We start from the raw sequence: 13256 nt of genomic DNA on the forward strand, positions 1-13256 counted from the left end.
ATGGATTATAATTGCGTGCTTTTGCCAGTTTCAAACCTTGACGAAGCTGACTTTTTTTACAGTAAAATTATTGGTTTTGACATCCAAGACGACTGCTATATAGTACCTTCAGAATCACTTGATATGAGGCTGCTGGCTCAACGGGTAGACGAAGCAGAGTTAAGCAATGATGGCCATTTCCCTTTATTCAGGTTTTATTTTAAGGATGATTTGGTTTTTTACTGTGACAGCATTGTGAGTAAAGGTGCTAATGTAATCCTTTTTGCGGAGTATCCCGGCGGATATTTTATGCGGGTAAGGGACCCTTTTGGAAATGTGTTCGAAGTGACAAGTGATAACTTCCAACACTCCGGAGATATCAATCCGCAAAAATGGGACTTTTACAAACGATTTTAGTGTTGTTGATTATTTAATCTTCAAATCCCCAGCGGCCCGTTCGGCATGCTGAATGCTGGCACCATATCGGTTGCCATATTTCATGATATGGTGGTGTAGTCCAGTAAGTCCAATGTTAATATGGTGTACAGGCCCTGCCGGCGGCAAGCGCTATAATGATTGCTGCTTCATAAATGGATAATTGGTAGCCTGGTGATGAAATCCCCTATGATTGGGATGATTTTGAGTAATGAATAATATAACAAAAACAGATGCAAGCGCTCTGTCGCTAATACTTTACCCTTATCAATTTGAAAAAATCAGTGCAGATTTTATTTGGACTGATAAACATTTATATAAGCTTTCTAAGCTATATGACTTGAAGAAATTACAATTAATAGGAGTTCACATAGATCATTATCTTTTGAATAAAGATGTAGATCTTTCGCAGGTTTTACCATCTATGAAAGCAACTGTTTTACAAAAAGAAATTTTACTAACTTATATTCGAGATGGAATTAAAACTCTTTAAATGTAAGGTAGTGTTTATTACACCAACACCGCCCGTCCGGCGATGCTAAACGCCAGTATCATACCGATAGCCCATACGGTTGATCTGAGGGTGGCGTAGTCCAGCCAGTAGCAAACTAAGTAGGCCACCCGGCTTGCAACAAATAACCAGCCTAACGTTACGGTGGTGCTATCGGCGGTGCCGGTGGCTACTACTATAATGATAGCCGCAGCGTAAATAGCCAGGGCTTCAAAGCTATTGTAATGCGCGGCGTTGGCGCGCTGGCCAAAGCCTTTTAATGCCGCCTGCTGCGCTCTGGGGTTGCTGTTATCGTAGCCACCGGATTTTTGCATAGCAAAGGCCAGTGGCGCTTTAGCCAGATAGGGCAGTAACATGGTAATAAACAGGCTGAGCAATAATGAATCGAGCATAACTAACCCCCTTGATTGATGCAGTGCAGGAAGAAAACGGATTAACAAAAGGCAGCCAGTTGGCTGCCTTGCTTACTTTAACTTCAGCGCAGTATTCTGGCTTCAGGCCGTTGCAACAGTTGCAATAGCGGGTTTTGCGCCAGTACTTTTTGTTTTAGCATAACGCCAACCACTATGCCGGCTGCCAGGCCGCCTAAGTGCGCCCAGTATGCCACGCTTAAGTCTTCTGATAGCAGACCAAAGATATTAAGTGCGGCCCAGATAGCAAAATACCAGGCCGGGTTAAGCTTTTTCTGCCAGACAATAAACATAAATGTCAGGCTGGCATGGCGGAACCACAGCAAATACATACCGAAAAGGCCGGCAACGGCACCACTGGCACCTACCATTAATAAGTCGCGATCGACCAGGTAGCACATCAGCATTTCTACTAATGCGGCAACGACACCGCAGAGTAAATAAACAGCAAGAAACTTCCATGGCCCCAATGCATCTTCCAGGTTGTCGCCGATAATCCACAGAAAATACATATTGCCAACCAGGTGCAGTAAGCCACCGTGCAAAAACTGGTAGCTGAGCAGGGTCCACCATTGCTGGCCATCCAGTATCGAAATGGAATCCAGCGCGAAATGGATAAATACCCACTCTGTGCTGGTGTCGCTAAAACCATATAATACAAAGATTAGAATATTCAGTGCCAGCAGTGCCCATGTCATCACGGGCGTGCGGTGCGGCTTAATATTGTACTCTTTAGGCATCTGGGTAAAAAATTGAAACAGCCAGCTTTTGGCACATACTTTTTGATTCAACTGGGCTAACGCTGCCTGTAATTTCGGTGCCGCCAACACTTGCTCTGCCTCATCACCGTCTACCCAAATACCTTTACAGCGCCCGCATTTATCTACGGTAACCTGATAGTCTTTTAGCAGGTGAAACTGTTGCATGCTCTGATTGCAGCGATGACAGTGGTATTGATGTTGCTCCAGCTTTTCACCAAAACTTTGTTTTATGCAGTAGGGATCAGTTAATTCACTGCTGTGTGCTATAGCGTCGCTTAATTCTCTGTCGTCAAACCAGAGGCCATTACAACGCTGGCAACGATCAACCTGCTGGCCATGCAACTCGATGGTTTGCAGGGTCTGATCCTGGCAACACGGGCAATATAATTGGGGCTTGGTCATATTATTCTACCTCAACATCCTGCTGGGCCAGCGTTTGTTTTAGCTGACCGGTATCTGCTTCAAACATCGGCAGAACCACGGTTTTCATATGCTCCACTTGTGCCAGCAACAACTTAGAGCCGTATGGAATACTGTAAAAGCTACTTAGAATTTTATTATGAATGTCATTAACTTCGCGATAGAACTTACGGCTTTCACTTAACAATGCCGGAGGGGTTTCTAATGTAGCGGGGGAAAATTTCATGCTCTCCCAAACAAAGGTATCCAGCACGATGGCATGGCGTTTAACATTGTGCGCGCCTACACCTTTGATTTGCTCGGTAAAGTCTTGAATCAGCACCAGATTGTCACTGAGCTCTTGCTGTAATGACTTACGTAAATAATAGTTATTCTTATCGCTTTGAATTTGTTCAAACAATACAGCTTGTTGTAAACCTTGCTGTGCTGCCAGATAAACACCCAGCACAGTAGCAATAATCATTGAAATCTGGCTTACCCAGAAACTCAGATTGGATATTTCGCCTTGCTCCAGCGGTATAGCTTTTTTAGTCTTCTGATGCTGTGTGGTTTCATTGATATGTACGGTATTGGTTAGTGGATCGCGGGCGGGCATAACACGTCCTTGTTGTGGTGAATAAAAAGTGACGCAAGTGTAACCCGAAACCCGGTTGTGATTACAGCTGGTTGGGTATCAGGTACGTTTGAGTGCTTGTTTTTTGCGCAAAAATGTAAAACTCAAAGCGGTTCAAGGGTAAAGTCATCTTGTTTTAAGGCGTTAGCCAGCTCATGCGAACGTTCGATCACCTGCTGCCAGTAGGGGATCCTGATATCGTCGGGCAGTTTAAAATCCTTGCGGTCGGGTATTTTGCCAAAGGGTAATGATTTTACCCAGCTATCAGAGGGGCAAAGCAACACCACATTATGTAAATAAGCCGGATTGGTTTTACGCCATTTTAGCGCCTTATCAAACCAGCCCGGGGTAAGGCTCGGGTAAAAATGCGGATACAACACCAGGCCGTTATCGGTAAAGGGCAGGTCAAAATGGTAATCGGTTACGCCCCCGTCGTAATATCGGCCAACGCCTGCACCGGCAATGTCTTCTACCGGGTTTAATACCAGCGGAATAGAACCACTGGCCAGTACGGCCTGGCGTAAGTTAGCGGTACTGAGTTCAGTATGCTGGGTGGGTAGCAGGCCGGCATAATGAAACGGCGATGGCTCACCGGGGGCGTGAAACAGCACGCGCTGGAAAAAATACTGTAGATGTTTACGGTTAAGCAGGTTGGCGCCGGCAGCCAGTGTTAAACCACCGGCTTGCAGCAGTTTGCTGCGTGCTGCAGACAAGCGGCGCGCTTTAGCCACAACCAAATTAAGCTTAATCAAGGGGTTATCTATCACCTGTTGCAAATGCTGCTCGGTTGGAAAGACATCATCAATAATACGCGCCGAGATTTCGGTTATCAGCCGGGTATCGGCCGTTTTGGGGTAAGTAATATGGCAGTAGGCATGGCAAAAACGCTGTGAAGCCGCCACCGGATCAGCCTGAGCAAAGCAGGCAAAGCGCCATGCTCCGGCTGAGCTACCCAGAATATGCTGCGGCGTGCTGCGACCGGCAAAAAACTCACCAAACAGGTATTGATCCAAACCAAATAAACAAAACCACTTGGGGCCGCCGCTGGCACCTACCATAACGCTGAAATCAGCCTGTTGCAGGCCATGTTGCTGAATATGGGCAAAGGCTGTTGGCCCGGCCAGTATACGTAGTGCTGTTTTACTCAAAGCGGTAGATACCTGTTACTTAACGGTTAAACGGTCGCATACAGCCGACGGTACATATGCTCGGCGTAATCATCAGTCATGCCGGAGATATAATCGCATATCACCCGGGTTTTCAACTCGTCGGGGGCATCTGACCAGCGTTGCTGGGTATTGGCCGGCAGCAGTCGTGACGGATCTGAGCTGAACGCATCAAACAGGGCCATCAGCATATTCTGACAGCGAAAACGCGATTGCTGGATCTCCGGTTTTGAGATCACACAGCGATATACCACCTGTTTTAAACAATGCAAAATTGCCTGTGGTGCAGCAGCTAATGCTGCGTTATAGCGGATGAGAGGCTCTTGTGCCTGCGGCAAGGCTTCATACAGCGTAACGGAGCTGATCAGCAGGTTTACCAGCGAGCCTATCGCGTCTTTACGCAGGTGATGCTGGTGGCAAAACAGCGCGGCGCTGATTTGTTGCATCAGTTGCTGTAGCTCGCCGGGCAGTGCATCCCAGTTTGCCTGGGTATGTTGCTGCCATTGTGTCTGGCTAATGTTGCCAAGCACTATGGCATCTTCTAAATCATGTACACCATAAGCGATATCGTCTGCCAGCTCCATAATTGACGCATCCAGCGATTTATAGCGTGATTTCAGATAAGGTGATGTATCCAGCGTGTCGGTGCTTTGAAACAAGCTGCGGTCAGCTTCGCTTAACGGCGCCAGTATCCAGGTAAGAATATCTGCATCGGCAGCAAAAATAGCTTTTGCCGGTTTCCATGGCGTTAAGTTAAGCGGGTTAGTGGCGGCTATCGTTTCATGGCGTAAATCGGGTTGTAATACCGGGTATTTTAATAACCCCAGCAGGGTACGGCGGGATAAATCCATGCCGTGCTGCAGCGTATAAGGTTCCAGTTTGGCGACTATCCGCAGCGTCTGGCCGTTACCCTCAAAACCGCCGGCGTGAAGCATTTTATAATTCAGGGCGGTTTCGCCGCCATGGCCAAAAGGCGGGTGGCCAATATCATGTGCCAGACATAAGGCTTCCATCAAACTGTCTTCTGGCAGAAATGCTAATTGTGCCGCCTCTACTTTGCTGCGCAGTTGGCTAACCAGGCCGGTACCAATTTGCGCAGCCTCCAGTGAATGTGTCAGGCGGGTGCGGTAAAAGTCGTTTTGGCCAATACCCAGAATTTGGGTTTTTGATTGCAGGCGGCGAAACGCTGCCGAGTGCAGAATACGGGCGCGGTCGCGCTGCCAGGGGGTACGCTGATCGCCGGGCCTGCTGTTGCTAATGCCAGAGCGGCGCTCTGACCAAAGAGGGTGAGGCATAGTATTCCTTGTTAATTCAACAACTCTTTCTAATTCAAATAGCTAAAGTGCAAAACAGCAGGCATGGTGCTGAGCATATCTGATGCGCTATAGTACGCCAACTGTGGTTAAACTTCGAGCCCGGCTACAGTGTCATTGGCGGATTTATCTGCAAAAAAGCATTCGACAAGTAAAAATTTATACTGTATAAAATAACAGTAATTTAATTGGGGGGAAATGCCATGGCTGTAATTGTTAAGTATGTAGTAGAACGTAACGGAGCAGAAAAAATGACTTTTACGTCTAAAGCAGAAGCTGACGCTTATGACAAAATGCTGGATACTGCTGACGAACTGGCCCGCTTTTTAGCTGGCAGCGGTTTAGTCACTGATGAGCAGCAGACTGAAGCGCTGGCACTGTATATGGCGCAGCAGAAAGACGACTTGCTGGTGGCACTGGGCGCCAAAAAGCCTGCAGCTAAAGCAGATAAAAACGAAAAAACCACTAAAGCAAAAATTGCTGCAGTAGAGCAGGCCGCTTAACGGGCCTGCTGTTGTTGTTGCCAATAGGTTTTAAGATCGGCCTTTACTTCAGGTAACAGTAAGTACAGCGCGAGGATATTGGGTACGGCCATTAAGAAAATCATTGAATCGATAAAGTCGAATACCGCCATTACATCCGGTACGGCTCCCATAGATACAACAAAACAAAACAATACCTTATACAGTTGTGTCAGGCGTTTATCCTGGCCCACCAGATAGCGCCAGCCGGTCATGCCATAGTAAGACCAGCTGATAACGGTAGAAAAACCAAATAACAGCAATGCAACCATTAGTACCCAGGGGAACCAGCTAAATACCGAGGCAAAGGCACCTGAGGTAATTTGCACACCGTCCAGCCCCGGAGTTTGATAAGCACCGGTAAGAATAATCACCAGTGCTGTAATGGTGCAAATAACCACCGTATCTATAAAGGGCTCCAGTAAACCAATAAATCCCTGGCTTACCGGCTCTTTCGTTTGGGCGGCGGCATGGGCGATAGGTGAAGAGCCAATACCTGCCTCGTTCGAGTAAGCCGCGCGGCGAAACCCCTGGATCAGCACACCAATAAAACCGCCGTAGCCTGCTTCCGGTGTAAAGGCACCTTGTACTATCAGCCATAGCGCTGATGGAATAGCACTGGCGTGGGTAAGCATAACCAACACTGACGCTAACAGGTAAATGCCACACATCAGTGGCACCAGTTTACTGGTAACACGGGCAATACTTTTTAATCCGCCAATAATTACTGCACCCACTAAAAAGGCATAAATGGCGCCGAACAGCCAGGCGTTGTCAAAACCGGTTACGGTTTTTACCTGCACAAACCCCTGGTTTACGTGCACAAAACCAGCTGAGCCAAAGATCACAAATACCGAAAACGCCATTGCCAGTATGCTACCCAGCACTGGCAGGTTAAATTTGTCCAGTGCGGCTTTAATGTAATACATCGGCCCGCCAGACACGCTGCCGTCCGCATTAATTTGCCGGTACTTTACCGCCAGCGTACATTCTACAAACTTGGTGGACATGCCAAGCAGGCCTGCCGCTATCATCCAGAACGTTGCTCCCGGGCCCCCCAGGCTGATTGCAACAGCAACACCGGCAATATTACCGGTACCCACTGTGCCGGAAAGTGCCGTGCTCAGGGCCTGAAACGGCGTGATTTCACCATTGGCACCAGTGCGGTTGTTGTTTTTCAGCAAACTGATTGCATGGCCAAAACCGCGAACATTAATAAAACCAAGGTAACAGGTAAATACCAGCGCACCGCTCACTAGCCAGATCAGTACCATAGGTATACTGACACCATTGATATCAAAGGCATAAAATACGATGGCGGCAAGCTGGGTTGTCAGGCTTTCAAATGCCTGCTGGAAGGAAAAATCGCTATTCATTTATTAACTTCAGCGGTATGGATGGCTAATTATTGCTGCAAGATTACTGTGTTATTAGTGCATAAACAAGCGTTTGTCTAAAAGCGATCGGCAATGATTGTGTCGGCGGTTAATTACTCTTATGCTCAGTGCTCATGCCATTTATATTTACCTGGTTAAACCTTATGTCAGAGCAACACCAGCATACTTCGCATAAAAACCATGGCCATCAGCATGGGCACCATTTGGGCCATCAACATGGACATCAGCACGCCCATCATAGTGAAAGCAGTAATATTGCGCTGGCTTTCTGGCTGAATTTTGGTTTTGCTTTAATTGAAATTGTCGGCGGCATACTCACTAACAGTGTTGCCATTATTGCCGACGCTATTCATGACCTGGGAGACAGCCTGGCAATAGGTTTTGCCTGGTTCGCCAGCAAAATTGCGACCCGACAGCCCACACAAAAATACAGCTATGGTTACCGGCGTTGGTCGCTGTTAAGTGCGCTGATCAGCGGCCTTATTTTGTTAATTGGCTCGGGCTGGGTGTTGTCTGAGGCTATTCCACGGTTGTGGCAACCGCAATTGCCGCATACAGGCGGCATGTTTGTACTGGCTATTTTCGGCATAGCTGTAAATGGTGCTGCCGTATTACGCTTACGCCGTGGCAAAACGCAAAATGAAAAGGTACTCAGTTGGCACCTGTTGGAAGATGTGCTGGGCTGGGTTGCGGTATTGCTGGGCGCCATTCTAATGTACTTTACCGGCTGGGCCTGGCTTGATCCGGTGCTTTGTATCGGTTTCACCCTGTTTATTCTGTTTAATGTTATTAAAAGTCTGAAACAAACACTGGCCCTGTTTTTACAGGTTAGCCCTGATCCCGCGTTGCAGCAGCAAATTACGACAGAGCTAAATGCGCTGGAGTTTGTAAAAGAGGTACACCATTTACATTTATGGTCACTCGATGGTGAGCAACACGTGCTGACAATGCATGTAGAACTTAGCGCTGATGCTGCCCTGGCCAAACAGTTACACTATAAGCAGCGTATTGCCGAGCTCCTGGCTCCGTATAATTTAGGCCACACTACCGTAGAGTTTGAACTAAGCGGGGAAATCTGCCGAGATGCATAGGGCGTGAGGCTGTTAAGTGAAACTTCAGCATAGCAGGCTACACTCAGCCTGAACTTCTGACAGGAGCAACAAGCTATGTGGAAATATATTACAGCGGCAGTATTAGGCACGGTACTTATGTTGCAAGGCTGCGCCGGTGGCGTAAATGCCAGTGCAACAGAGCAAAAAAATGCCATAACCCAGATGCGCAGCGACGTGCTTACCGAGTTATACCGGCAAAAAGCCAGTGCCAGAGCTGAATTACAAAGTGCTCCCGGCTATGCCACCTTCAGTAACGCCAATATCAATGTCATTCTTGCCAGCTTTGGTGGTGGTTATGGTGTAGTGCGTGATAACCGTAGCGGCACCGACACTTATATGAAAATGGGTGAAGTGGGAGTGGGTTTAGGTGCCGGAGTAAAAGATTTTCGCTTAGTAATGGTGTTTCATACTGCTGAGGCGATGCAACGTTTTATTGAACAGGGCTGGGCTTTTGGTGCTCAGGCTGATGCTGCAGCAAAAGCCGGTGATAAAGGCGGGGCTGTAGGCGCTGAAGCCAGTGTGGATGATGTCACTATTTATCAGTTTACTGAAGCAGGTTTAGCCTTGCAGGCAACGTTAAAAGGCACCAAGTTCTGGGTTGATAAAGACCTTAACTAACCAGATTAAAAAGGCAGCTTGTGCTGCCTTTTTAATGTTACTGGCTGTAGCCTGGTAAAAACTGGGCTAATTTGCCAATGGCAGCTTCCAGTTGCTCTTTATGCGGCAAAAACACAATGCGAAAGTGATCCGGCTCTGGCCAGTTAAAGGCTCTGCCATGTACCAGCAACACTTTATGCTGGCGTAAAAAATCCAGCACAAATAACTCGTCATCTTTAATACGAAATTTTTTACGGTCAATTCTCGGGAATAAATACATTGCGCCTTTGGGCCGCACGCAGCTGATACCGTCAATTTGTGTTACCAGCTTATGTGCCAGATCCATCTGTTCATATAAACGGCCGCCAGGCACTACCAACTGATTAATACTCTGGTATCCACCAAGGGCAGTTTGCACAGCATGCTGGCAGGGCACGTTGGCACATAACCGCATTGACGCCAGAATGTTCAGCCCCTCAATATAATAGCGGGCTAAATGTTTGGCGCCGGAGATAAACAGCCAGCCTACACGAAAACCGGCAATACGGTAATTTTTAGATAAACCGCCAAAGGTCAGCATAACTAAGTCGTCGGCCAGCGACGCTGTACTGACATGCTCTGTACCGTCGTACAGCACTTTATCGTATATTTCGTCGCTAAGTACCACCAATCGGTGCTCGCGGGCTATTTTCAGCAGCTCCAGCAAAAAGGTTTTATCGTATACGGCGCCGGTTGGGTTATTCGGGTTTATCAGTACAATGGCCTTGGTTTTTTTGCTGATTTTTTCTTTAATATCGGCCAGATCAGGATACCAGTCTTGCTGCTCGTCACAGCGGTAATGCAGTGCCTTGCCACCAGCCAGGTTAACTGCGGCTGTCCACAACGGATAATCGGGCGAGGGTACCAGCACTTCATCACCGTTATTTAGCAATGCCTGCAACGACATTAAAATCAGCTCGGACACACCATTGCCAATATATACGTCATCGGCATCTGCGCCCAGAATGCCGCGCTGCTGATAATACTGTGCTACCGCCACCCGGGCAGGGTAAATGCCTTGCGAATCAGAATAGCCCTGTGCTGTGGGCAGGTTATGAATAACATGCTTGAGAATTTCGTCCGGTGCTTCAAAACCAAAAGGCGCAGGGTTACCTATGTTGAGTTTGAGGATGCGATGGCCTTCCTCTTCCATGCGTTTGGCTTCCTGTGCGATAGGACCACGGATATCGTAACAGACTCCGTCTAACTTTGATGAGCGCTCAATGGGTTTCATAACAACGACCTGATGTCTCCGTTTTATCCGTCCAGACAGCTAAATTGCTGTGGAACACTGTTTTTACATAACTATCGCCACTTTGCAATGGCTACAGCGGCGTTTACAGAAAAAAATTAACCGCTTTAAGTTTTTAATCGTATAAAGCGCGGTGTACAGGTAAAATGTCGCCGTCTTGTTGTAGCAAACCGGTTGCTGCCATAGCAAAGGTGCTATGCAGGAAGAGTAACCTACAGGTGATAGATGTTATTGAAAAAAATCATTATTTCAGTTTTTTGGCTGTTAGTTTTTGTGGCCGTTTTAAGCCCTTTTACTGAGCTTGAACCGGTAAAACAGCTGGATTCATTGGAAGAGTGGCAAAAGCCCAGCCGTATTACGGCACTAAACCGGGCCGATCAAAAAAATGTGCTGCAGCGTCTGGCTTATACCCAGCCGTTACCTGCCTTTAAAAGGCTGCCTGATTTTAATCTGATTAATGACACTACTGAAAAAAAACGCAGTTTTTTTAACTACTTACGCCCCTATGTTAAACGTGAAAATGCCCGTTTACGCGCGCTACGCCAGCAATTACTGGAAATTCAGGATAAAAAGCAAAAACATCTGCGAATGTCTGTAGAAGAATACGCTTTTTTATACAGCTTGTATGATGAGTTCAGAATGGAGGTCGCAGAAACCGATGAAAATATGCTTGAAGAGTTACTAAGGCGGGTAGATGTGATCCCCGAGAGCCTGGTATTAATGCAGGCGGCAAACGAGTCAGCCTGGGGTACCAGCCGTTTTGCTGTAGAAGGCTATAACTTTTTTGGTCAGTGGTGTTTTCGCGAGGGGTGTGGCCTTATTCCGCAGTCTCGGCTGGAAGGACAAACCCATGAAGTGGCCAGGTTTGACAGCCCGGCGGCAAGTATTAATAGCTATTTTTACAACTTAAACGCTTTTCATACCTACGAGCCATTGCGCGCTATCCGAGCCCGTTTGCGCCGGGAAGGTAAACCGGTTCGCGGTGAAACTCTCGCCGCCGGCCTTGGCGCGTACTCAGAGCGCGGAGAAGAATATATTGCTGAAATCAGCGGCATGATCCGCTTTAACCGCAAACTACTGGAAGAATAATATGCGTAACATGTTGCCATTGTTGCTGGTGCTTTGTGCCCCGGCATCTGCCGACTTATTGCTAAGCTACAACGGTTTTTACAACCGGATGAAAAAGCTGCAACAGCCTGAATATAGCGACATTACGCTGGCATTTGCCCTGACAGGCGAGCGCAGCGGCCAGGCGTGTAAATACTACAGCCTGGGCCTGAAAAGTGACTTGCATGATATAACGCTGGATATTGCCGGTAATGGTGAAATCAGTTTGCCGTACGATGAAGCGTTAAAAGACAGCAATGCCATACTTGAGGTGTTACAGGCCGATAACGCTGAGCCCTGCCAGGTGCAATTTCGTTTGCGTTCACGCATGCGGCTGGCAAATGACTTAACTTTGCCGCAATTACAGCACTACCGCAGCCAGTTTGATGTGCTGCTGGATGATATGGCCGGGTTAAGCAAATACTGGTTACCGGAAGTGAGTGGCGTGATTGTTGAATTTGCTGATGACGTGGTAATGCCGCAGTTAGATGCTGCTACTGCTGCAGCAACCCAGTGTCAGGCAAAACGCTGTCTTATTCACCTCAACACTAAATTACCAGAAAACAGCCATTGGCAGTTTAGCCAGCGCCCCAGTTACCTGTTACCACTGATCAATAGCAGCGCTACCGATTAACAGCAGCGCTACTGATTAATAGCAGCGCTGAGGTAAACTAAGCTGTGGCATGATTAACTTAACGCGATAACCTGAACACTGTTATCGCTGTGTTGCTCGTCTTCGTCGTCATTAATCAGCCCGACGGGAATGGCTGGTATAGTGGGTTTATCAAACGCCGTATCACGTTCTGGTAATTCAGTATTTTTGCTCAGGCCGGCAAAATCGAACAGGTTTTTGTCAACCATATGTGAGGGTACGATGTTCTGCATGGCCTGAAACATGGTTTCAATCCGCCCCGGAAAGCGTTTGTCCCAGTCTTGCAGCATTTCTTTCACTACCTGACGCTGCAGGCCATCCTGAGAGCCACACAAATTACACGGGATAATCGGAAACTGGCGCGCTACTGAGTATTTTTCAATGTCTTTCTCTTTGCAGTATGCCAGCGGCCGGATCACGATATGCTCGCCATTGTCACTAACCAGTTTGGCAGGCATAGACTTCATCTTGCCGCCATAAAACATATTTAGAAACAGGGTTTCGAGCATATCATCGCGGTGGTGCCCCAATGCTATTTTGGTTGCACCCAGTTCTTTGGCGGTACGGTACAAAATGCCACGGCGCAGGCGGGAGCACAGCGAGCAGGTAGTTTTACCCTCAGGAATTTTGTCTTTAACAATAGAGTAGGTATCTTCAGTGACTATTTTATAATCAACACCAATGCCGCTCAGATATGCCGGTAACACATCTGCCGGAAAGCCTGGCTGTTTTTGATCCAGATTAACCGCAACCAAAGAGAAGTTGATTGGGGCAGATTGTTGCAGGTTCAGCAGAATATCCAGCAAGGTGTATGAATCCTTGCCGCCGGACAAACACACCATGATTTTGTCGCCTTCTTCAATCATATTGAAATCAGCGATGGCCTGACCAACACCACGACGCAGGCGTTTATGCAGTTTATTCAGATTATATTGAGCTTTAGCTTGCGCTGCGTGAGTCATAAACACTAC

Annotated in this window: 15 protein-coding genes; 7 read left to right on the forward strand and 8 right to left on the reverse strand. The window is 47.5% G+C overall.

What is annotated here, in order from left to right; all coding sequences use genetic code 11:
• The gene (locus tag MJX74_RS15590) at positions 1 to 396 is read left to right on the forward strand and encodes a VOC family protein (protein ID WP_240223843.1); all 396 of its coding nucleotides are present in this window, start codon (positions 1 to 3) and stop codon (positions 394 to 396) included.
• 229 nt (positions 397 to 625) lie between these two features.
• Positions 626 to 907, forward strand: coding sequence for a hypothetical protein (locus MJX74_RS15595; protein ID WP_240223844.1), 282 nt, complete (start codon positions 626 to 628; stop codon positions 905 to 907).
• Between the two features lie 17 nt (positions 908 to 924).
• Here MJX74_RS15595 and MJX74_RS15600 read toward each other — a convergent pair whose 3' ends face one another.
• The 5 genes from MJX74_RS15600 to MJX74_RS15620 form a co-directional block, all read right to left on the reverse strand.
• A complete protein-coding gene (locus tag MJX74_RS15600) occupies positions 925 to 1317 on the reverse strand; it encodes an MAPEG family protein (protein ID WP_240223845.1) in 393 nt (130 codons plus the stop codon).
• Positions 1318 to 1400: 83 nt separating this feature from the next.
• The gene (locus MJX74_RS15605; protein WP_240223847.1) at positions 1401 to 2498 is read right to left on the reverse strand and encodes a rhomboid family intramembrane serine protease; all 1098 of its coding nucleotides are present in this window, start codon (positions 2496 to 2498) and stop codon (positions 1401 to 1403) included.
• Between the two features lies 1 nt (position 2499).
• The gene (locus MJX74_RS15610; protein WP_240223849.1) at positions 2500 to 3111 is read right to left on the reverse strand and encodes a hypothetical protein; all 612 of its coding nucleotides are present in this window, start codon (positions 3109 to 3111) and stop codon (positions 2500 to 2502) included.
• Between the two features lie 122 nt (positions 3112 to 3233).
• Positions 3234 to 4277, reverse strand: a complete 1044-nt coding sequence (locus tag MJX74_RS15615) for a patatin-like phospholipase family protein (RefSeq protein WP_240223850.1) — start codon at positions 4275 to 4277, stop codon at positions 3234 to 3236.
• A 26-nt stretch (positions 4278 to 4303) separates the two neighbouring features.
• Positions 4304 to 5590, reverse strand: coding sequence for an anti-phage deoxyguanosine triphosphatase (locus MJX74_RS15620; protein ID WP_240223852.1), 1287 nt, complete (start codon positions 5588 to 5590; stop codon positions 4304 to 4306).
• Positions 5591 to 5811: 221 nt separating this feature from the next.
• Between MJX74_RS15620 and MJX74_RS15625 the strand changes: the two genes are divergently transcribed.
• Entirely contained in the window at positions 5812 to 6111 is a 300-nt protein-coding gene (locus MJX74_RS15625) for a YebG family protein (protein WP_240223854.1), read from the forward strand.
• On the opposite strand, the gene MJX74_RS15630 is transcribed toward MJX74_RS15625, so the two are convergent.
• A complete protein-coding gene (locus MJX74_RS15630; RefSeq protein ID WP_240223856.1) occupies positions 6108 to 7505 on the reverse strand; it encodes an alanine/glycine:cation symporter family protein in 1398 nt (465 codons plus the stop codon). The two genes, MJX74_RS15625 and MJX74_RS15630, sit on opposite strands and share 4 nt — an antisense overlap.
• A gap of 164 nt (positions 7506 to 7669) precedes the next feature.
• On the opposite strand from MJX74_RS15630, the gene MJX74_RS15635 reads away from it, so the two are divergent.
• Positions 7670 to 8617 carry a cation diffusion facilitator family transporter gene (locus MJX74_RS15635; RefSeq protein WP_240223858.1) on the forward strand — a complete coding sequence of 316 codons (948 nt, stop codon included), beginning with the start codon at positions 7670 to 7672 and terminating at the stop codon, positions 8615 to 8617.
• A 75-nt stretch (positions 8618 to 8692) separates the two neighbouring features.
• A complete protein-coding gene (locus tag MJX74_RS15640; RefSeq protein WP_240223860.1) occupies positions 8693 to 9256 on the forward strand; it encodes a lipid-binding SYLF domain-containing protein in 564 nt (187 codons plus the stop codon).
• A gap of 37 nt (positions 9257 to 9293) precedes the next feature.
• Here the strand turns inward: MJX74_RS15640 and MJX74_RS15645 are convergent, their stop codons facing one another.
• Positions 9294 to 10508, reverse strand: coding sequence for a pyridoxal phosphate-dependent aminotransferase (locus MJX74_RS15645; protein ID WP_240223862.1), 1215 nt, complete (start codon positions 10506 to 10508; stop codon positions 9294 to 9296).
• A 243-nt stretch (positions 10509 to 10751) separates the two neighbouring features.
• On the opposite strand from MJX74_RS15645, the gene MJX74_RS15650 reads away from it, so the two are divergent.
• Positions 10752 to 11615 (forward strand): glucosaminidase domain-containing protein, encoded by an 864-nt coding sequence (locus tag MJX74_RS15650; RefSeq protein WP_240223864.1) that lies wholly within the window; start codon positions 10752 to 10754, stop codon positions 11613 to 11615.
• Between the two features lies 1 nt (position 11616).
• Entirely contained in the window at positions 11617 to 12267 is a 651-nt protein-coding gene (locus MJX74_RS15655) for a DUF2987 domain-containing protein (RefSeq protein WP_240223866.1), read from the forward strand.
• Between the two features lie 53 nt (positions 12268 to 12320).
• Here MJX74_RS15655 and ttcA read toward each other — a convergent pair whose 3' ends face one another.
• Positions 12321 to 13247: a tRNA 2-thiocytidine(32) synthetase TtcA gene (ttcA, locus tag MJX74_RS15660; RefSeq protein WP_240223868.1), complete on the reverse strand. Its 927-nt coding sequence runs from the start codon at positions 13245 to 13247 to the stop codon at positions 12321 to 12323.
• Between the last annotated feature and the right edge of the window lie 9 nt (positions 13248 to 13256).

Source organism: Rheinheimera hassiensis, assembly GCF_022436675.1.
Taxonomy (GTDB): domain Bacteria; phylum Pseudomonadota; class Gammaproteobacteria; order Enterobacterales; family Alteromonadaceae; genus Alishewanella; species Alishewanella hassiensis.